This window comes from Desulfovibrio sp. X2 (genome assembly GCF_000422205.1).
Lineage (GTDB): Bacteria > Desulfobacterota > Desulfovibrionia > Desulfovibrionales > Desulfovibrionaceae > Alkalidesulfovibrio.
Genome location: NZ_ATHV01000033.1, coordinates 14,792 through 34,687 on the forward strand (window position 1 = coordinate 14,792; position 19,896 = coordinate 34,687).

General features: G+C 70.0%; 19 protein-coding genes. 9 read left to right on the plus strand and 10 right to left on the minus strand.

Features of this window, described 5'->3' with window-relative positions; translation table 11 throughout:
- Positions 1–112: 112 nt before the first annotated feature.
- From DSX2_RS11280 to phoU, 8 genes are all read left to right on the plus strand, one after another.
- Positions 113–1,459, plus strand: a complete 1,347-nt coding sequence (locus DSX2_RS11280) for a folylpolyglutamate synthase/dihydrofolate synthase family protein (protein WP_020880763.1) — start codon at positions 113–115, stop codon at positions 1,457–1,459.
- Positions 1,460–1,509: 50 nt separating this feature from the next.
- Entirely contained in the window at positions 1,510–2,940 is a 1,431-nt protein-coding gene (selA, locus tag DSX2_RS11285; protein WP_020880764.1) for an L-seryl-tRNA(Sec) selenium transferase, read from the plus strand.
- Between the two features lie 38 nt (positions 2,941–2,978).
- The gene (locus tag DSX2_RS11290; RefSeq protein ID WP_020880765.1) at positions 2,979–4,370 is read left to right on the plus strand and encodes an aminopeptidase; all 1,392 of its coding nucleotides are present in this window, start codon (positions 2,979–2,981) and stop codon (positions 4,368–4,370) included.
- A gap of 337 nt (positions 4,371–4,707) precedes the next feature.
- Positions 4,708–4,920, plus strand: a complete 213-nt coding sequence (locus DSX2_RS11295) for a hypothetical protein (RefSeq protein ID WP_020880766.1) — start codon at positions 4,708–4,710, stop codon at positions 4,918–4,920.
- A 363-nt stretch (positions 4,921–5,283) separates the two neighbouring features.
- On the plus strand, positions 5,284–6,888 hold the full coding sequence (locus DSX2_RS11300) for a DNA repair protein RecN (RefSeq protein WP_020880767.1): 1,605 nt from the start codon (positions 5,284–5,286) through the stop codon (positions 6,886–6,888).
- Between the two features lie 225 nt (positions 6,889–7,113).
- Positions 7,114–7,803 carry a response regulator gene (locus DSX2_RS11305; protein WP_020880768.1) on the plus strand — a complete coding sequence of 230 codons (690 nt, stop codon included), beginning with the start codon at positions 7,114–7,116 and terminating at the stop codon, positions 7,801–7,803.
- A 124-nt stretch (positions 7,804–7,927) separates the two neighbouring features.
- The gene (pstB, locus tag DSX2_RS11310) at positions 7,928–8,689 is read left to right on the plus strand and encodes a phosphate ABC transporter ATP-binding protein PstB (RefSeq protein ID WP_020880769.1); all 762 of its coding nucleotides are present in this window, start codon (positions 7,928–7,930) and stop codon (positions 8,687–8,689) included.
- A gap of 18 nt (positions 8,690–8,707) precedes the next feature.
- Positions 8,708–9,370 carry a phosphate signaling complex protein PhoU gene (gene phoU, locus DSX2_RS11315; protein WP_020880770.1) on the plus strand — a complete coding sequence of 221 codons (663 nt, stop codon included), beginning with the start codon at positions 8,708–8,710 and terminating at the stop codon, positions 9,368–9,370.
- A 76-nt stretch (positions 9,371–9,446) separates the two neighbouring features.
- Here phoU and DSX2_RS11320 read toward each other — a convergent pair whose 3' ends face one another.
- The 9 genes from DSX2_RS11320 to DSX2_RS11370 all read right to left on the minus strand — a co-directional run bounded on the left by DSX2_RS11320 (position 9,447) and on the right by DSX2_RS11370 (position 17,963).
- On the minus strand, positions 9,447–10,598 hold the full coding sequence (locus DSX2_RS11320) for an RsiV family protein (RefSeq protein ID WP_020880771.1): 1,152 nt from the start codon (positions 10,596–10,598) through the stop codon (positions 9,447–9,449).
- 271 nt (positions 10,599–10,869) lie between these two features.
- The gene (locus tag DSX2_RS17645) at positions 10,870–11,673 is read right to left on the minus strand and encodes a hypothetical protein (protein ID WP_020880772.1); all 804 of its coding nucleotides are present in this window, start codon (positions 11,671–11,673) and stop codon (positions 10,870–10,872) included.
- A 106-nt stretch (positions 11,674–11,779) separates the two neighbouring features.
- A complete protein-coding gene (locus DSX2_RS11335) occupies positions 11,780–12,997 on the minus strand; it encodes an HD domain-containing phosphohydrolase (RefSeq protein ID WP_020880773.1) in 1,218 nt (405 codons plus the stop codon).
- Positions 12,998–13,220: 223 nt separating this feature from the next.
- A complete protein-coding gene (locus DSX2_RS17650; protein WP_020880774.1) occupies positions 13,221–14,165 on the minus strand; it encodes a hypothetical protein in 945 nt (314 codons plus the stop codon).
- 26 nt (positions 14,166–14,191) lie between these two features.
- The gene (locus DSX2_RS11350; RefSeq protein WP_020880775.1) at positions 14,192–15,175 is read right to left on the minus strand and encodes a tetratricopeptide repeat protein; all 984 of its coding nucleotides are present in this window, start codon (positions 15,173–15,175) and stop codon (positions 14,192–14,194) included.
- A 47-nt stretch (positions 15,176–15,222) separates the two neighbouring features.
- Complete coding sequence (locus DSX2_RS11355; protein ID WP_020880776.1) at positions 15,223–15,996, minus strand: hypothetical protein; 774 nt, start codon at positions 15,994–15,996, stop codon at positions 15,223–15,225.
- Complete coding sequence (locus DSX2_RS17655; RefSeq protein ID WP_020880777.1) at positions 15,980–16,633, minus strand: glycogen-binding domain-containing protein; 654 nt, start codon at positions 16,631–16,633, stop codon at positions 15,980–15,982. Before DSX2_RS17655 ends, DSX2_RS11355 begins: the two co-directional genes overlap by 17 nt.
- Positions 16,630–17,184 (minus strand): RNA polymerase sigma factor, encoded by a 555-nt coding sequence (locus DSX2_RS11365; RefSeq protein WP_020880778.1) that lies wholly within the window; start codon positions 17,182–17,184, stop codon positions 16,630–16,632. Before DSX2_RS11365 ends, DSX2_RS17655 begins: the two co-directional genes overlap by 4 nt.
- Before the next feature lie 104 nt (positions 17,185–17,288).
- Positions 17,289–17,963 carry a CBS and ACT domain-containing protein gene (locus tag DSX2_RS11370; protein WP_020880779.1) on the minus strand — a complete coding sequence of 225 codons (675 nt, stop codon included), beginning with the start codon at positions 17,961–17,963 and terminating at the stop codon, positions 17,289–17,291.
- A 117-nt stretch (positions 17,964–18,080) separates the two neighbouring features.
- On the opposite strand from DSX2_RS11370, the gene larC reads away from it, so the two are divergent.
- Positions 18,081–18,845, plus strand: coding sequence for a nickel insertion protein (gene larC / locus DSX2_RS11375; RefSeq protein ID WP_236615112.1), 765 nt, complete (start codon positions 18,081–18,083; stop codon positions 18,843–18,845).
- Positions 18,846–18,864: 19 nt separating this feature from the next.
- On the opposite strand, the gene DSX2_RS11380 is transcribed toward larC, so the two are convergent.
- Positions 18,865–19,713, minus strand: coding sequence for a PHP domain-containing protein (locus DSX2_RS11380; protein WP_035042009.1), 849 nt, complete (start codon positions 19,711–19,713; stop codon positions 18,865–18,867).
- Positions 19,714–19,896: the final 183 nt, after the last annotated feature.

The following is a 19,896-nucleotide window of genomic DNA, read 5'->3' on the forward strand; positions in this document are numbered from 1 at the left end:
CTCCCTCCATGCCCGCGGCCGGTCCGTTCGCCTGACGGACCGGCCGCACTGTTTCGCGCCACCCCCCGCCGCCCCCCCTTGCCTTGCGGCCCGCCCGGCGGTAGCACACGCCATGCCCATCTCGAACGATTCCGCACCGTCCGGCGCCGCGCCCTTTGCCGGCGTGGCCGACGTCCTGGCCCGGCTCGAGGGCCTGGGCCTCTTCCACATGGACCTGACTCTCGCCCGCATGGAGGCCTTCGCGGCCGAGGCCGGTCTTTCGCGGCCGCCCTATGTCTGCGTCCACGTGGTCGGCACCAACGGCAAGGGCTCCACCTGCGCCTTCCTGGAGAGCATCCTGCGCGCCCACGGCCTGCGCACCGGACTCTACGCCTCGCCCCACTTCACGGACGTGCGCGAGCGCGTGAAGATCGACGGCCGCCTGATTCCCGAGGCCGACTTCCTGGCCGCGGCCAACCGCGTGGGGCCGCTCTGCGAAAAGCTCGGCCTGACCTACTTCGAGTTCCTGACGGCCCTGGCGCTGGACGCCTTCGCGCATGCCCGCGTCGACGTGGCGGTGCTCGAGGCGGGGCTCGGCGGCCGCTACGACGCGGTCGCGGCCGTCACGCGCGACCTGCTCTGCTGCACGCCCATCGGCATGGACCACATGAAGGTCCTCGGGCCCACGCTGCGCGACATCGCGCGCGACAAGGCCGGGGCCATGCGGCCGAATCTCCCGGTGCTCTCCGCGCCCCAGGAGCTGGACGCCCTGGAGGAGCTGCTGTCCGAGGCCGCGCGCTGCAGGACGTCGTTCACCTCGATCCCGCCGCTGGGCCTGGACGACGCGGCCCGCACGCCGCTCGGCCTCTCGGGCGCGCACCAGCGCGCCAACGCCGCCCTGGCCCTGGCCGCCTTCCGGGAGATCGCCCCGCGCCTGCGCGTGACGCCTGACGACGCGGCCGTGGCCCGGGGGCTCGCCCGGGCCTTCCTCCCCGGCCGCCTGCAGCGCGTGCCCGCCGAGGCCTCGGGCGCGACCCCCGACGAACCCGAGGTCTGGCTCGACGGCGCGCACAACGCGCCCGGCCTCGCGGCCCTGGGCGCGGCCCTGCAGGAGCTCGGCGTGCGCCCTGCGGCCGTGGTCTTCTCCTGCTTCGCGGACAAGGAGCCGGAAACCCTCGCCCCGCACGTCCTGGCCCTCACGGACGGCCCCCTGGTCGTGCCCGGGCTCGACGTCCCCGGCCGGGCCTCGGACGCCCCGGCCGTGGTCGAGGCCCTCGGCCGTCGCGCCGTGCCCGCCGCCTCCCTGGACGAGGCCCTGGACATGGCCCGCGACGCGGCCCGCAAGGCCGCCCGGGACGGGGCCGCGCCCGGCCCTGTGCTGGTCTGCGGCTCCTTGTATTTGCTGGCCGAGTTCTTTACAAAACATCCTCGGCTGCTGCTGCCCCCGGACGCCCCGCAGGCCGCTCCAGAGGGCGAGTGAACGCATCGCGCGACCAGACCACGACCAGAAGACCAGCAAAGGAGCCCGGCGTGTCCGTCCTCTTCCGCCATCTGCCGTCCATGGACCGTCTCCTGCGCCACCTGGAGGCCGACCCCGAGCTTGCGGGCAGGCCCCGCGCCATGCTGCGCGACCTGGCCGACGGCTTCCTCGGCCTGCTGCGCGAGGAGATACGAAGCGGCGCCCTGACCGCCGAGGACGAGCTGGCGCTCGAGCGCATGCTGCCGCGTCTGACCGCCTTCGTGCGCCTGAAGTCGCGCCCCCATTTCCGCCGCGTGCTGAACGCCACCGGCGTGGTCATCCACACCAACCTCGGCCGCTCCTGCCTGGCCGAGGCGGCCACCGAGGCGGTCATCGACGCCTGCCGCAACTACTCGAACCTGGAGTTCGACCTGGCCACGGGCAAGCGCGGCAGCCGCTACGCCCACGTGGAGGAGATCCTCTGCCGCATCACCGGCGCCGAGGCCGCCCTGGTGGTCAACAACAACGCCTCGGCCGTGCTCATCACCCTGGACACCCTGGCCAAGGACCGCGAGGTCATCGTCTCGCGCGGCCAGCTCGTGGAGATCGGCGGCTCGTTCCGCATCCCGGACGTCATGCGCAAGTCCGGCGCCACCCTCGTGGAGGTGGGCGCCACCAACCGCACCCACCTGCGCGACTACGAGAACGCCGTCACCGAGAACACCGGGATGCTGCTCAAGGTCCACTGCTCCAACTTCCGCATCATCGGCTTCACCAAGGAGGTGCCGCTCGCCGAGCTCGTCACGCTCGGCCGCAGCCGCGGCATCCCGGTGGTCGAGGACCTGGGCAGCGGCAACTTCTTCGACTTCGCGCGCATCCCGGGCCTCGCCCTGTCCGAGCCCACCGTGCCCCAGACCGTGGCCTCGGGCGCGGACGTGGTCACCTTCTCGGGCGACAAGGTGCTGGGCGGCCCGCAGGCGGGCATCATCGTGGGCCGCAAGAAATGGATCGACAAGATCAAGAAGAACCCGCTGAACAGGGCGCTGCGCATCGACAAGATGACCCTGGCGGCGCTCGAGGCCACCTTCCGCCTCTACCTGGACATGGACCGCGCCCGCGAGGAGATCCCCACGCTTTCCATGATCACCGCCTCCGCCGACGAACTGCGCGCCAAGGCCCGCTCCCTGGCCGCGCGCCTGCGGCGCGAGCTCGCGGGCCGCGCCTCGGTCTCCACCCGACCCGGCGCCTCGCGCGTGGGCGGCGGCTCGTTCCCGGAATACGACCTGCCCACCACCCTGGTGGCCGTGGACCCGGCCGCGCCCGTCTCCGTGGAGGCGCTGCGCGCCGCGCTCCTGGCCGTGGACCCGCCGCTCGTGGGCCGCGTGGAGGAGGGGAGCCTGCTGCTCGACCCGAGAACGCTTCGGCGCGACGAATTTCCCTTGGCCGCCTCGGCCCTGATCCAGGGGCTCGACTCGGCCGGTCCCGCAACCGAACGGCACTAGGCCGCACACCGGCCGTACCCGTCTCCAAGGAGTGAAACATGGCCCCCAAGAAGGCCCCTGAACTGGAATCCAAGCCCCGCAGCTGCTGGGACGTCTACTCCACGGCCAGGCACAGGAACGCCATGGACACCCTGGCGGACGACTACCTGGCCTTCCTCACGGCCTGCAAGACCGAGCGCGAGACCGTGCGCTACGCCGCGGCCCTGGCCGCCAGGAACGGCTTCGTCGAGGACCTGACCGGCAAGGCGGGCTTTCGCGTCATGCGCGGCAAGACCATCCTGCTCGCCCGGCGCGGCAAGCGCCCCCTGTCCGAGGGCTTCCGCCTCGTGGGCGCGCACTGCGACACCCCGCGCATAGACCTCAAGCAGCACCCCCTCTTCGAGGAAGTCCAGGTGGGCCTGGCCAAGACCCACTACTACGGCGGCATCCGCAAGCACCAGTGGCTCGCGCGGCCCCTGGCCCTGCACGGCGTCATCGCCCTCAAGAACGGCAAGGTCGTCGAGATCGCCCTGGGCGAGGACCCCAAGGACCCCGTCTTCACCATCGGCGACCTCCTGCCCCACCTCGCCCAGAAGCAGGCCGAGCAGAAGCTCTCCGAGGCCTTCGACGCCGAGAAGCTGTCCATCGTCATGGGCCACGAGCCCGCCCCGGCCGAGAAGAAGGACGAGGAGAACGGCAAGGGCCGCGTCAAGAAGCGCCTGCTCTCGCTCCTGCACCAGCGCTACGGCATCGTGGAGGACGACTTCTACAGCGCCGAGCTGCAGGCCGTGCCCGCCGGGCCCGCACGGTCCGTGGGCCTGGACTCCTCCATCCTCGGCGGCTACGGCCACGACGACCGCATCTGCTGCTACGCCGCCCTTTCGGCCCTCATGGCCGCCAAGACGCCCGAGCACGCCCAGATCGTCATCCTCTGGGACAAGGAGGAGATCGGCTCCGACGGCTCCACCGGCGCCAAGTCCCGCTTCTTCGAATACTGCCTGGAAGACCTCGTGGACGCCTGGCAGCCCAAGGCCAAGGCCCGCAACGTGCTCATGGCGGGCAAGGCGCTCTCCTCGGACGTGCACGCCGCCATCGACCCGGACTACCAGGACGTGCACGAGCGGCTGAACGCCTCGCTCTTCGGCTACGGCCCCACCTTCTGCAAGTTCACCGGCCACCGCGGCAAGTACATGGCCAACGACGCCCACGCCGAATACGTGGCCTGGATGCGCAAGGTCCTGGACGACGCGGGCGTGCCCTGGCAGATGGCCGAGCTCGGCCGCGTGGACCAGGGCGGCGGCGGCACCGTGGCCAAGCATCTGGCCGAGTACGGCATGGACATCATCGACTTCGGCCCGCCCATCCTCTCCATGCACTCGCCCTTCGAGCTGGCCTCCAAGGCCGACCTCTACGCCACCAAGCTGGCCTTCGAGGCCTTCCTGAAGTCCTGAGAGGCGAATGCCTCCGGCGGCCAGGGAGGGGCGCTGCCCCTCCCTGGACCCTCCCCGGCAAGGAGGGGCTGCGCGCCCCTCCCTGCACCCTCCCGCGCGAGGCGCTGCCTCGACCCCCTTCGCACGCGACACGACCGGCGACCGGATAGGCGATGCCTGGGCGTGATCGGCCGCAGCCGCCTGCGCAAAAAAGCGGCAACCGGATTCACGAAATGATTTTTTCGCGCCCGTGCTCTCTGCGCATGGTTTTCATGTTCGTTTCTGATATGCTGTAATCATTAAATTTACTCGATCAGTCTGGAATGGAAATCGTTCAACGCGCAGGGAGGAAAGAGGCATGGCCGACTGCGAGATGATCGCCAAGTGCATCTTTTTCAACGACAAGATGGCCGACAAGCCGGGCACGGCCGAGATGATGAAGCGCACCTACTGCAAGGGGACGTTCGCGAAGTGCGCGCGCTACCTGGTGTGCAAGAAGCTCGGCCGGGAGAAGGTCCCCTCTGACCTGTTCCCGATCCAGATGGATCGCGCCCTGGCGCTCATGAAGTAGCCTCGGAATTTTTTCCTGCGTGGCGGAATCGGCCTCTCCCGTCGTCTCCGACGGGAGAGGCCGATTCCGTCGCAGTCTTCCCGTCCGGCCGTGCGCACGACAGCTCCGTTTACATCCATCCCTCCACGCCCGGACGACCTTTCGTTCGTGCCGCCCCGTCCCGCGCGCGAAGGCGGGTCAAGGGGGTGACCCCCTTGCGGGGGAAGGTCCAGGAAGGGGCGCGCAGCCCCTTCCTGGCGCGGGAGGGTGCAGGGAGGGCGAGGAGCCCTCCCTGCCCGCCGGAGGCATTCATCGGGCCATTCCGTTGCCGGACGTGCAACCGGGCTTGTGGCGCGAGGGGAGGGGAGCTATAAGGCGGGTGCCATGCTGTCCTACCTGCGCATCCGCAACCTGGCCCTGATCGCCGACGCCGAGCTGGAGTTCGCCGCGGGCTTCAACGCGCTGACCGGCGAGACGGGCGCGGGCAAGTCGTTCATCCTCAAGGCGCTCGATTTCGTGACCGGCGGCCGCATGGACGTGCAGAGCGTGCGTCCGGGCGCGGACAAGGCGGTGGTGGAGGCGGTCTTCGAGCTGGACGGCGCGGAGATGACGCTGCGGCGCGAGCTGTCCGCCGAGACGGGCCGCAGCCGTCTGTTCCGTGACGACTCGCTGGCGAGCCTCGATTCCATGGCCGACCTCAGGCCGAAACTTTTCCTGCAGACCTCGCAGCACGCGCAGTCGCGGCTGCTCTCGCCCGCGCACCAGGCCGAGCTTCTGGACGCCTTCGTGGACGCGCCCGAGCTGTTCGCGGAGCGGGCGCGGCTGCTGGCCGGGGTGCGCGAGACGGCGCGCGGGCTCGCGGAGTGCCGGGAGCGGGTGCGCTCGCTCGCCGAGAAGCGGGAGTTCCTTGAGTACCAGTCGCGGGAGATCGCCAAGGTGGGCCCGCACGAGGGCGAGGAGGACGAGCTGCTCACGGCGCGCGTGCGGCTGCGCGGGGCGAGCGAGGCGGGCGAGGCCTGCGAGCGGGCGCTGGGCATGCTGCACGGCGACGGCGGGGCGCTGGCCGCGCTGGACGGCCTGGCGCGGGAGCTGCGCATTCTCGCCAAGGTGGACGAGGGGTTCGCGGCCGAGTCCGAGTCGGTGGAGGATTTCCGGCTGCGCCTGCGCGACCTCGAGGGCCTGCTGCGCAGCGGTCCGGCCGCGGCGGACGAGTCCGAGCTCGAGGCGGTGGAGAAGCGGCTGTGGGACCTCTCCCAGCTGCGCAGGAAGCTCAAGCGCGGCATCGACGAGATCGTGCACCTGGGGCGCGAGATCGAGGAGAACCTTTCTTTCCTGGACGCGAGCGAGCTGGACGTGAAGCGGCTCGCGCGCGACGAGGAGCGGCTTGCGGGCGAGCTTTCGGCCGTGCTCGGCAGGCTGGACGCGGCGCGCGGCGCGGCGGCGGACGCGCTCTGCGCGCGGCTGGAGACCGACCTGCGCGAGCTCGGCTTTGCCGAGCAGGTGCGGGTGCTGGTGGATTTCGCGCCACAGGAGTTGCACCCGGGCGTGCACGAGCTTCGCGGCCGCATCCTCTGGGTGCCCAACCCGGGCCAGCCGCCGCAGCCGCTGGACCGCATCGCCTCGGGCGGCGAGCTGTCGCGCTTCCTGCTGGCGCTCACCGGGCTTCGCGCCGAGTCGGACGCGCCCACGCTGATCTTCGACGAGGTGGACGCGGGCGTGGGCGGGCTGACCCTGACCAAGGTGGCGGACCGGCTGGCGCGTCTGGCCGGGAGCCGCCAGGTGGTGGTCATCTCGCACTGGCCGCAGCTGGCCGCGCGGGCGCGCAGGCATTTCCAGATCATGAAGGAGGTGGACGGCGGCCTGACGACCACGCACTGCCGCCTCCTGTCCAAGGCCGAGGTGGAGGAGGAGCTGGCGCGCATGGCCGGCGGCGGCGAGCAGGGCCTTCGGCTCGCGCGCGATCTCCTGGCCGCGCAGGCCGTCTCCTGAGCTTTCGCCGGTTCTCTTTCATCCCGATTCCGACTCGATTCCGTCCCCCGCTCCGGCCGCGCGATCGAGGCCGCGCGCGGGCCGCATATGGGCGCCGGGCGGGGCGCTCGCGCCACGTTACGGTCCGGTTGCCGTTCGTTCCCGGGCGTTGTAACATTCCCGCCACATTCCCTCCGTGAAACCGTCATTGCCTGCGTGCATTGACTCAGCCCTATGGAGCAGACAATGCCCAAGGACGCCATTCTGGTGGTCGAGGACGACGAGGACATCCGCCAACTCCTCCGCTACACCCTTGAATCGGCGGGCTACACAGTGGTCGAGGCCGAGGAGGGCGAGGATGCGCTGGGCAAGGCGCGTCGTCATCGCCCGGTCCTCATCCTGCTGGATCTCATGCTGCCGGGCATGGACGGTTTCGAAATCTGCCGGGAGCTGAAGAAGAACCCCGAAACCGCCAAGACGCCGGTGGTCATGCTCACGGCGCGCGGCGAGGAAGTGGACCGCATCGTGGGACTCGAGCTCGGCGCCGAGGACTACGTGGTCAAGCCCTTCTCGCCCCGGGAGATCCTGCTGCGGCTGAAGAACATCCTGCGCCGCAGCCAGCCCTCCGCCCCTTCGCGCCAGCTCTGGCGGCGCGGCGGACTGGCCGTGGACATGGACGCCCACCGGGCCGAGGTGGACGGCGAGGAGGTCCAGCTCACGGCCACGGAGTTCAAGCTCCTGGCGGAGCTGATCCGCAGCCAGGGCCGCGTGCAGACGCGCGACCAGCTGCTCAATTCGGTCTGGGGCTACGAGTTCGACGGCTACGCCCGGACCGTGGACACGCACGTCAGGCGTCTGCGCCAGAAGCTCGGCTCGTATTCCGGCCTCGTTGAGACCGTGCGCGGCGTGGGCTATCGTTTCAAAGAACAGGCGTGATCAGGCTTTCTTCGACGAGCGCGCCGCGGCCCGGCCGCGTGCGTGCCGTTTCGTTCGCCACGCGGGGCGTCCGCCGCCTTCCGGATGCGGGAGGCGGCAAGGGCCTCGCGAGAGGGGAGATACAATGGTCCAGCAGATGAAGATGGAAGCCCGGAGCCTGAACTTCTACTACAGCTCGTTCAAGGCCCTGGAGGACATCAACCTCAGTTTCCAGCCCAACCAGGTGACCTCGCTCATCGGGCCGTCCGGCTGCGGCAAGAGCACCTTCCTGCGCTGCCTGAACCGCATGAACGACCTCATCCCCGGCACCCGGGTGGAGGGCTCGCTCACGCTGGACGGCCGTGACATCTACGAGTCGAAGGTGGACGTGGTGGAGCTTCGCCGCCGCGTGGGCATGGTCTTCCAGAAGCCCAACCCCTTCCCCAAGTCGGTCTTCGAGAACGTCTCCTACGGGCTTCGCGTGAACGGGGTGAAGGACAAGAACTTCATCGCCGAGCGGGTGGAGACGAGCCTGCGCAGCGCCGCGCTCTGGGAGGAGGTCAAGGAGCGCCTGCACCAGTCGGCGCTCGGCCTGTCCGGCGGCCAGCAGCAGCGGCTGTGCATCGCCCGGGCCATGGCCGTGGAGCCGGAGGTCCTGCTCATGGACGAGCCCTGCTCGGCCCTGGACCCCATCGCCACCCAGAAGATCGAGGAGCTCATTTTCGCATTGAAAGACAGCTACACGATCATTATCGTTACCCACTCCATGCAGCAGGCCGCCCGCGTCTCGGACATGACGGCCTTCTTCTACATGGGCAAGCTGATCGAATCCGACAAGACCGAGACGCTGTTCACCCGTCCGAAGAACAAGCAAACCGAAGACTACATCACGGGTCGTTTCGGATAACAGCGGGGATAAATGCTTATGGAAAGACTGCATCTGGACAAGGAGCTCTCCTCGCTCAGGCTCAAGCTGCTGGAGATGTCCTCGCTGTGCGACAAGGCCCTGGCCGCGGCGCTCAAGTCCGCCTTCGAGCGCGACACCGACCTGGCCGAGACGGTCATCGAGGGCGACAGCGAGATCAACCGCCTGCATTGCACGGTGGACGAGGACACCCTGACGGTGCTGGCCCGCGAGCAGCCCGTGGCGCGCGACCTGCGCTTCCTGCTCGGCAGCACCTACATGGCCGCGAACCTCGAGCGCGTGGGCGACCAGGCCGTGAACATCGCGGAGCGCGCCGTGCTGCTGAACCAGCGGCCCGCGCTGCCCCATAACCCGCTCATGGAGGAGCTGGCCCTGCACGTCCAGGCCATGTTCCGCAAGGCCATCCAGGCGTACAACGCCGAGGACGCGGACCTCGCCATGCAGGTCTGCGACATGGACTCGCACGCCGACAACCTGAACATGAAGATCCTCAAGCACTACATGGACTACATGATCCAGGAGAGCCGCGCCGTGGAGCGCGCCGTGCACAAGATCATCATGGCGCGCTGCCTGGAGCGCGTGGGCGACCAGACCACGAACATCGCCGAGAACCTGATCTTCATCCTGAAGGGCGTGGACATCCGCCAGACCTGCCGCCCCTAGGCGCGGCCGGAAGCGGCGAAGAGAAAAGGGAGCGCGGCCCGAGGGTCGCGCTCCCTTTTTCGTTTCGTTGCCTTTCCTACTCGCGCGAGCAGCAGCCCGTGAGGCTCTGGCCGCCCGGCAGGGTCAGCACCAGGCGCGCGTCGGCCTCCTTGGGCTGGCCTCCCGTTTGGCCCCCGGTTTGGCCGCCGGGCTGCGCGCCGGGCAGGCCCAGGCCGCAGGGGGCGAAGGTCACGGTCGCGGTGACGGGCGCGCCGAGGCTGCCGTCGTCCTGCTTCAGGCGGCCCTGCCAGAAGAGGAAGGGCGGCTTCTGGTAGGGCAGGTAGGCGCCCTGGCCGACGAAGTCGGTTTGGCTGCCGTCGGAGCCGCTGAGCCGGGCCGTCCCGCCCGCTATGGTCAGGCTCCACTGGCCCGAGGCGCCCTGGCAGGTGAGGGTGCCGGGCAGGCCGGGCACGGGCTGCGGCGGAATCTTCTTCGGCGCAATGGCCAGGGCGCTCGGCGGGAAGCCGGGCTTGGTCAGGTCCTTGAGCGCCCCCCAGGGCAGCTTCACGGTCACGGTGCCGTAGACGTAGGGGGCCACCTCGTAGGGCGCGAAGACGAAGATGGGGCCGTTTTCGCGCAGCAGGAAATGCGACACGGCCGCGGCCGGATCGGTGAACGCGCCGCTGACCCAGTTCTCGTCCAGCCCCTGGCGGTTGATCAGGTCGGCCATGACGTAGGAGGCCAGCGTCTGCACCGAGGCCGTGTCGTCCTTGAAGACGTCGCCGAACTTCAGGCGGCGGCCGGTGGCCAGGTCGTAGACCCGGGCGTCGACCACCGGGATGGGATGCGCGCCGCCCAAAAACAGCCCGAAGGTCTGCAGGAAGCTCCAGATGTCGTTGCCGCAGCGGTACGACTCGTAGGTGCCGAAGAGCTCCTTGTGCCAGGGCGCGCCCTCGGGGATCACCCCGGCTCGCCCCTGCCGGGCGAGGTCGTCGGCCACGCCGCGCAGGTCCGCGTCCACCTGCTTCACGCCGGTGTGCGGCACGAGGACGTCCATGTGCAGGCCGTCCACGTCCCCGGTCAGATGCTCGGGCACCACGCTGTGGCAGGCCGCGCGGGCCGCTTGGGGCAGGCCGAGCAGGCCGAGGCAGAAAAGGCCGAAAAAAAGGAGCAGGAGCGCGGGCGAAAACGCCGGGCCGGGTCGCTCCTCTTTCGCCTGGGCCGGGGAGGGCAGGGCAAAACGGTTCATGGGCGCGCCTCCGAAGGTTCGTCGGGAAGAAGGATTTCCGGTCTTCCCGCCAGATTAGCGCACCTGGGGCAGCGGGGCAAGGGCGGGGAGGAAAACGCTAGTGTCGCGTCCATGAAAAGAGTCGATATGCTGCGCAGTCGTCGTACGCGACACATGAACCGGGCGAATGCACGGTTCCGCCGCCGACGGCGGCGTGAGCAAGCAGAAAACCACGTTTTCGGCGCAGCGATCTGCCGCAGAATACGGCTTTGCGTATTTTGCGGACGTCACACTAGACCGCTTCGTCCTTGCGGGTTTTGTCGGCGCCGGTTTTATCGGCCGTCGTGCCGGACACGCCCTTCGTCGCGCCGTTCTTGTCCGGGGATTTTCCCGGGGCCTCGCCCGGGGCGGCCTTCTTCTTCTCGTCCCCGTCCCCGTCCGGGTCGCACTCGTGCACGCGGCTGACGTGGTACTTCCCGTCCTGGCCCTTCTGGTAGACCACCACCTTGACCGCGCCCGGGTTGTCCGGGTCCTCGATCACGGACGAGAGCTTGGAGGCGCGCTTGAGCTTCTTCTTCTCGTCCTCGTCGTCGGGCGGTTCGTCGTTCTCGGCGTTCTTCTCTTCGGGCGCGCCGCAGGTCTCGATGTACAGGCGCAGGAAGGCGGCCCTGGCCTGGCGCTCGGCGTCCTCCGCCGAGGCGGCCTCCGCGCTCGCGCCGCTCGCGTCCGAGTCTGCCGAGTCGGCGGAATCGCCGGACGCGGCATCGCCGGAAGAGGCGGAGGAGGCGGAGGGGAACAGGGATGCGGGAGCCGCCACAAGACCCGCCGCCGCGGCCAGGGGGCCGAAGGCGAACTGTCCGCTGGCCGTCTGGGCGGAAACGGTCTGCGCGGCAACGGACCGGCCGGGAGCGGCGGAGCCGCCGCCCGCTCCGCCGCCTGTCCCGACATCGGTCCCGCCGTCCGTCCCGTCGTCCGGGAGCGAGAACAGGGCCGTGGTCTGAGTGCGTCCGCGGTTCCCGGCGGCCGAGATCCCGAGGGAGCCGGTCGCGAAGGCCGCGCCGAAAGTGTCAGCGTATGGGGAGATGCTGGGGGGCATGTTTTTCCTCCTGGCCTGTGCCGGTCAGAAGGATGCAACATATGTGCCCCGGGATATCGTCCGGCCCGCGTCAGGCCCCCGCATCGGGGGTCGAGCGCCCCGGAAGCTACTCCGCGTCGCGGAAGCGCGTGTGGATGGCCCGGATGACCGGGTAGACCTCGAAGAAGGCGTCCACCACCCCGGGATCGAAGTGGCGGCCGGACTCGGCCCGGATGTGCTCGAAGACGCGCTCTTCGGGCCAGGGGTCCTTGTAGCAGCGCGGGCTGACCAGGGCGTCGTAGACGTCCGCCAGGGCGGTGATGCGCGCGGCCAGGGGGATGGCCTCGCCGCGCATGGGAAGGCCCGTGTATTCGTCCGCGAAGATGTCGTCGAGCCTGCCGGGGTAGCCTCCGCCGGACCAGCGCTCGTGGTGGCGCAGGGCAACCTCGCGGCACAGCGCGTCGAGCTCGCTGTGGTCGTCGGCGAAGATGCGCGCGCCGTACACGGTGTGGCGCTTCATGAGGCCGTACTCGTCGTCCGAGAGGCGCGCGGGCTTGCGCAGGATGATGTCCGGGATGCCGACCTTGCCCACGTCGTGCAGCATGGCCGCGATGCGCAGCTTGTCCTTGTAGCGGCGGATCTCCTCGAGCGGCACGCCGTGGTCCAGGGCCCACTGGTGGTAGAGCTCGGCCGAGACCGCGCCGACGCGCTGCACGTGCGCCCCGGTCTCCGCCGGGTCGCGCAGCTCGGCCATGCGCGTCATGCGCAGGATGAGCTCGCGCGTGGTGCGGCCGCGCTCCACGACCCCGGCAGCGTGCTGGGCGAAGATGGGCACGAGGGCGCGGTGCTCCGCGGTGAAGGGGACGGCCTGGCCGTTCTCTCCCCTGGCGTTGATGAGCTGCATGACGCCCACGAGCTTGTTCCCGAAGGTGCGCAGCGGCAGCGTCAGGGTGGAGCGGGTGCGGTAGCCGCTCTTCTCGTCGAAGCTCGAGTTGAAGCGGTAGGGCAGGCCCGGGTCCAGGGCGTAGACGTCGTCGTGGACGAGCGGCGTGCCGGAGAGCGCCGCGTAGCCGACCACCGACTGGTTGTCGATGGGCAGGGTGTCGCTGCGGTAGGTCTCCGGACTCACGCCCGTGTTCCTGCCGTGGCCGAAAAGGGTGTCGTTGTGCAGGTAGGCGAAGGTCAGTCGCCCGTCCTCGGCCAGGAAGATTGTCCCGGCGTCCGCGTCCGTCAGGGCGCGGGCCTCGCGCAGGATCGCGTCGAGGATGGCGTCCATGTCGCTCAGGTGGTTCAGGCCTTCGATGGTGCGGAGAATCTGCTCGATGTGCGTTCCGTGCGTGTGCATGCGTGCTCTGGTGCGTTTCCTTCGGAGCCGGGCTCTGAACCGGCTTTTGTCACTGCCTATCACTGCAGCTGGTAAAAGCAAGAATTTTTATATGCTTGCGCATGTTTTCGTCAATTCCAGGCGCGAAACGACCGCGGCACAGGGGGAACGGGAAAGGGCGCGGAGCCGGGGGGGTGGCTCCGCGCCCAGGGGGGAAGAAGGCGGCAGGATGTCGAGGGGGGGATCAGTTCCTGCCGCCTCCATTGCCGTTGCCATTACCGTTGCCGTTGCCGCCGGCATTGCCGTTGCCGCCGCCGCTGTTGCCGTTGCCCTTGCCGTTGCCGCCGGCGTTGCCGTGGCTGCCGCCGGAATTGCCCTTCCCGTTGCCTCCGGCATTGGAGGAGGAAGAGCCCCCGGCCGACTTGGACGAGGCGCGGGCGAGGCCGATGGCCTTGCCGTTGGTCAGGGTGTCGCTGTCGGTCATGGCCCCGGGAATGTCGGACCGTCCCGTCTTGGTGTTGCGTGCCGTGGAGGAGTAGGCGTCCATGGCGCGGTTGCGGCTCTTCGCCTGGGTCTGCGTCCTGGTCTTTGCCTGCGTCCGGGTCTGCGTCTGATCCCGCAGTTGATCCTGCGTCTGTTCCTGGGTCTGCGCGCGGTTTCTCCTGCCCAGGCCGAGCACGCCCGGCTGCACGCCGAGCTCGTGCGCTATCTGGCCCCAGCCCATGCCCGCGGCGCGCATGGAGGAGATGTCCGCCACGGCGACGCCCGTGGCCTCGGAGAGGGTCGAGGCATAGGCGGACCTGGCCGTGTCGAGCTCCGCCCGGGCGGCGTCGATGGCCGCCTGGTCCTGGCCGGCGATGGCCGCGTCGAGCGCCTGCTGCGCGCTCTCCACGTTCTGCGCCGCCGCCGCCACGGCGGGATCGGTGGCCGCGGCGTAGGACTCGGCCAGGTTCTCGGCATGCTGCGCCTGGGCGGCGTTGCTGAAGGAGGAGGTCTGCGTGCCGGTGTCGTCGCCGGGAGTGGTCCCGGCCGTGGTTCCGGTGGTGGAGCCGCTGTCGCCGGTCGTGCTGCCGTCTGTCGTGCCGGTCGTCGTGCCCGTGGTCGTGTCCTGGGCGCGGACGAGCAGGGGCAGGCTCAGCAGGGAGGCGAGGCACGCGGCGGCTATGAGGATGCGCATTGGGGTACGCATGGTCGTTCTCCTGTACTCTTCGCCGGTCACTTGGCGACCCTGGTGAAGAGGTTCACTGATTGGGGAAGGTCGTGGCGCGCGCCGTTCACGTGCACTGTCTCGGCCGCGCCGAACCAGCTCAGGGCGAGCCGGTCGGGGGAAACCCCCGGGTACATCCGGGTTATGTAGTTCCTCACGCTGAGCGCCCGCTCGCGGGCCAGAGCGTCGTCGCCCTTGACGTAGGCGACGACGTCGAGTTCCAGGTCCTTCTTGTCGGACATGATGGATCCGATCACATCCAGGGATTCCTGGGCGTCCTCGGTGAGGATGGCTTTCTTGGGGCTGAAGTCGATGGCCTGCAGGGTCACCGTGCGGCGGCCGACGGCGTGGTTGCGCCAGGAGAAGTCGCCTGCCTCGTTGAGCATCTCGGCTCCCTGCCGGGCCTGCGCGCCGTCGGGATAGAGCTCCAGGTAGGCCAGCAGGTCGGCGCGCATCTCCCTGGTGCGGTGCAGCCGCTCGAGGGCGACCGCCTTGTTGAACATGGCCTGGGGCTCGTGCGGATCGAAGTCGAGAACCTTGTCGTAGTATTCCAGCGCCTTGGCGTTGTCGCCCCGGTCCAGGGAGTTGTGGCCCAGGTAGAGGTTCGCGCCCTCGTGGCGCGGGTCGATGGCCAGGGCCTGCTCGTAGGCCGCGCGCTCCTTGTCGGGCTCCATCAGGGCCCACCAGGTCACGCCCTCCCAGAAGCGGTAGTCCGCGTTCTTCGGGTCCAGGGCCACGGCCTTCTTGATGAAGGGCAGGGCCTTGGCCGGGTGCTCGGAGGCGAGCTCAAAGCGGGCCATGTAGTAGTTGGCCTGCGGATCGTCGGGCGACTCGGCGAGCTTCTTGCCGAAAATCCTGGCGCCCTCGTCGTACTGCCGGGAGTTCAGGTAGTACTGCCCCTGGAGCGTGGCGCAGCCCGCGAGGAGGAGCACGGGCAGGAGCACGGCTATGAGGGGAAGGGCGGTCTGCATCTTTCGGCCTGTATGTTTCATGGATTCTTCTCCGATATACGCACGGCTGGGGAAATGGTCACAACGGCTCAGTCGCGCGTTCCGCTCTCGCCGGGAGCGCCGCGCAGGTTGCGGGTGGTGAAGCCGATGTCCTGCATGAATTCGTTGAAGCTGCCCGTGCCGGACAGCGCGTCGCGCGCGGCCTGGGCCAGGCGGGCGTCCGAGACGCCCTTCTCGCGCGCCTTGAGCACGACCTTGGAAAGATAAAGCCAGGACGGCGCGAGGCTGGCCCTGGCGAGGCCCTCCCCCAGCAGCCCGGCGGAGGCCTCGCGGGAGAAGCCTATCTCGTCCAGCAGCGCCTTGATGTGCGCGGCGCGGGCGACCATGGCCGCGTCCGCGTTCCCCGGCACGGCGGCCAGGGCGGACAGCTCGTCGCGCGAGAGCCCCTGGCGCAGGCTCTCGCCCGCCGCGGCCACGGCCTCGGCGTCCGGGGAGCGGCCGTTGGCCGCCAGGGCCTGCCGGGCGAAGGCGTAGTCCGCGAGCTTGGCGTCGAGGGCGCGCACGATGGCCGGGCCGGAAACGCCCTTGGCCAGCCCTTCCTCGACCTTGGCGGCGAACGGGGCGACGGGCAGCCCCTCGCCCGAGGCCCGCGCGAGCTCGGCGAGCACGGCGGCGCCGTCCTCGCGGCCCAGCGCGCCCGCCTCCACCGCGCCGCGCACGCGGGCCACGGCCGAGGCGGGCACCCCGGCCTCCGCGGCCTGCCCGGCAGCGGCGTCGAGGCCTTGCGCGCGCGCGGCCGGAGGCTGCAGGCAGAGCGCGGCAAGAAGCGCCGCGGCGACGAGCAGGCTAGATCGCCTTGCCATTTCCGCCTCGCACGAGGAGCACGGAGTTCACGCCCCCGAAGCCGTCGTCCTTGCTGAAGGAGGCCGCGGGATCGGGCCGCGTGGCCCGGCCGTCGATCTGGAAGACGTACTCGTGGCTGCCCGGGGCCAGCGAGGCGCTGAGCACCCACATCCCGGCCTTGTCGCGGCGCATCTCCCAGCCCCGGCCGTTCCAGCCGTTGAAGTCGCCGATCACGGCCACGCTCTGCGCGCCGGGCGCGGCCAACACGAAGTGCACGGGCACGAGCCCCTGCTTAAGGGCGGTCGTGGGGCCTGTCCCGTGTCGCAGGGCGAGGCCCGCGGCCAGCACCAGGCAGAGCGCGGCCGCGGCCGCCTGCAGCGGGCTCAGGCTGAAGGTGCGCGGACGGCACAGCCAGCGCGCAGCCCGCACGAGGGGGCCTTCGCGGCGCAGGCGCGCGCCCCGCGCGTCGGTCGATGCGGGCGATGCGGGGGCCTTGTGCGCGGGCAGCGCGGCCACGCGCTCCATCACCTTGGCGGCGAAGTCCGCTCCGGGCTCCTCGCGCGGCAGGCCGCGCAGCATCCCTTCGAGGTCCTCGAAGTCTTCGGAACCGGCGGTGCAGCCGGGGGCCGCGTGTTCGTCATGGGGCTTGGGCATCATGGCTCCTCCTCCCCGAAACGTTTGCGAAGCATTGCCAGGCCGCGATGCACCCGCATCTTGGCCCCGGACAGGGTAAGGTCCATGGCCTGGGCGACCTCCTGCAGGGAGAAGTCCTCGAGGTAGCGCAGGGCCAGCGCCTCCCTGTAGCCCTCGGGCAGGTCGCGCAGGGCGGCCTTGATCCGCGTCGCGTCCACGGCCCGGGCGGGATCGCAGTCCCCGGCCGCCTGCAGCTCGACGTCCGCGTCGGGCGCGAGGGGAACGAAGCGGCCGGGCGAGCGCCGCGCGTGGTCGCGCGCCAGGTTCAGGGCCAGGGCGTAGAGCCAGGGGAAGAAGCGGCGCTTCGGGTCGAAGAGCGCGAGGCGCTGGAAGGCCCTGAGGAAGGTCTCCTGGGAAAGCTCCGCGGCCGTCTCCGCGTCGCGCGTGAAGCGCAGCATGAGCCGGTAGACCGGCCCCTGGTAGCGGGCCACGAGCGCGCCGAAGGCCTCGCGCTCCCCTCGCAGGACGCGCAGAGCCGCCTCGGAGTCTTCCCTGTCCTGTTCCGGCGGATTCATTTCATGGACATATACGCGGGCGGGGGGAGGAAGGTCACGGCCGGAAGGGCAAAAAAAACGGAGGGCCCGAAGGCCCTCCGCTCGAAGCTCGCGTCGTGCGCCCTTTACGGGACGACGGGATTGACGTTGTCGCGCAGCCAGAAGAGCAGCTCGTACTTGGAGCCCAGGCTCTCGCGCAGCTTGTTGAGCTCGGACTTCTCCATCTCCGCGATGCGGATGTAGACGTTTCTGTGCGGCACGCCCTGCGGGTAGACGGTGAAGATGGAGAGCAGGTTCGCGCCGTGGTCGGTGATCTCCTGCATGATGGGCTTCAGCGCGCCCGGGGTGCGGGGCAGCTTGAAGCCCATCTGGACGCCGCCGTCGCGCACGCGGGTGATGTCGATGTAGACGCGGAAGATGTCGGACTCGGTGATGATGCCCACCACCTTGTTCGCGTCGTCCACCACGGGCAGGCCGCCCACGCGGCGGTCGTTCATGATCACCGTGGCCTTCTCCACCGTGTCTTCCACGTGGAGGGCGATGGCGGGCTTGGTCATGATGTCTTTGACCTTGATCTCGGAGAGCAGGTAGTACAGCTCGTGCACGTCCAGGGTCGTGGCCTTGGAGGGCGAGGCTTCCTTGATGTCACGGTCCGAGACGATGCCGAGCAGCAGGCCCTTGTCGTCCACGACGGGCAGCCGCCTGACGTCATGGTCCTTCATGAGCTTGGAGGCCTTCATCATGGACTCTTCCGGGCTCACGGTGATGACGTCCTTGGTCATCCAGCTTTTAACGCGCATTGGGGACGGCTCCTTGTAGCGGTTCCAACTGTCGGGTAAAGGGTTGCGCTGTCTCGACCTATGGCACAGCCAGGGGGCTTTTTCAACCGGCCTGGAGGGGCGATGCGGCAAAGAAAGGTGCAAACCCGCCTTTTTCTCGATCCTCGCGGCGGCATCGCGGGCGACATGCTGCTCGCCGCCCTGGCCGCGCTCGGCGCCGACCTCTCCCGCTTCCAGGCCATGCTCGCGCGGGCGGGCATAGCGGCCGGGCTGGCCCTGGTGCCGCGCATGCGCGGCGCGGTGGCCGGGCACGGCCTGTCCATCGAGTGCCGCGGGGCCGAGCCCCTGCGCCACCTCGAAGACCTGCTCGGCCTCGCCGCGCGCCTCGGCCTCCCGCCGCGCGCCGCGGCCCGCGCCGAGGCGGCATTCCGCCGCCTGGCCGAGGTGGAGGCCCGCGTGCACGGCTGCTCCGTCCATGAGGTGCACTTCCACGAGGTCGGGGCCGTGGACACGCTCGTCGACGTGGCCGGGGCCTGCTGGGCCGTGGACGAGCTCGGCATCGACGAGGTCGTGTGCGCGCCCCTGCCCTGGTTCACGGGCACGGTCCGCTGCGCCCACGGCCTGCTCCCCCTGCCCGCGCCCGCGGTCCTGGAGCTGCTCGCCGGAAAGCCGGTCTATCCCACGGAAGTGGACGAGGAGATCATCACGCCCACGGGCGCGCTGCTGGTGGATGTCCTGGCGGACCGCTTCGCCCGGGGGCCTTCGGGCGTCATCCGGGCCCAGGCCACGGCCTACGGCGAGCGGGAGATCGCCTCGGCCCCCTGGGGGCTGCGCGCGCTGCTGCTCGACGACGCCTTCGAGAATGCCCCCGAAGAGGCGCCGTCCGAAGAGGCGGGTTTCTGAAGCGCGGCGTCCGAGACGGCTAAACCGGCAGCCCCTGGCGGGCGCGGTGTTCCTTCAGGGCGTCGAGCACGGCGTGCGGCACGGTCAGGTTGCCCTTGCCCACGCCGATGCGGATGCCGGGCTTGATGGAGCCGTGGAAGTCCGAGCCGCCCGAGACCACGAGGTCCAGGCGCTCGGCCAGGCAGAGGTACTCGCGCGTCTTGTTGGCCGCGTGCTCGGTGTAGCGGGCCTCGATGCCGTCCAGCCCGTGCCCCTTGAGCCGCTTCACCAGCGGCTCGATCTCCCCGATGGACAGGTTGTAGATGCCGGGGTGGGCCAGGATGACGGTCGCGCCCTCGGATTTCAGGAGCTCCACGGCCTCCTCGTCGGAAAGCGCGGTCTTGGGCACGTGGGCCTTGCCGCCGCGCTTGAGGAAGACGTCGAAGGCGTCCTGCACCGAGGAGGCGAAGCCCGTGCGCACTAAGAGTTTCGCGATGTGCGGCCGCCCGATGGTGCCCCCGGCCTCGGCCAGCAGGTCCTCGTAGCTCACGGGCACGCCGAGTTTCGCGAGCGTGCGGATGATCTCGCGGTTGCGCTCCTCGCGCATCTCGATGAGCCAGGCCAGGGCTCCGGTGAGCCTTTCCGGCTCCTCGGGCAGCCACAGCCCCAGGATGTCCACCGTGCGGGGCGTGCTCTTGGCGGCCAGCTCGCAGCCGCGCACGAACTCGATGCCGATGCGCGCGGCCTCGGCCCCGGCCTCGGCGAGCCCGTCCACGGTGTCGTGGTCGGTCAGGGCCACGGCCGCGAGCCCCGCCTCGTGCGCCAGGCGCACCACCTCGGCGGGCGCGCAGGTGCCGTCCGAGGCCGTGGAGTGGGTGTGCAGGTCCACGGGCCGTGTGTCGGGCCGTGTGTCGGGCCGATTGCCGGGGTGAGAGTCGGGCCGACCGTCGGGCTCCTGCCCGGCGGAGCGCGCCGGGCGCGGGGGATTTTCTTCGTTCATGCACGGAACATAGCCAAGGGAGTCCCGGGCGGCAAGCCGGGCCTTGAAGCGAGCGGGCCGACAGGCTAGGGT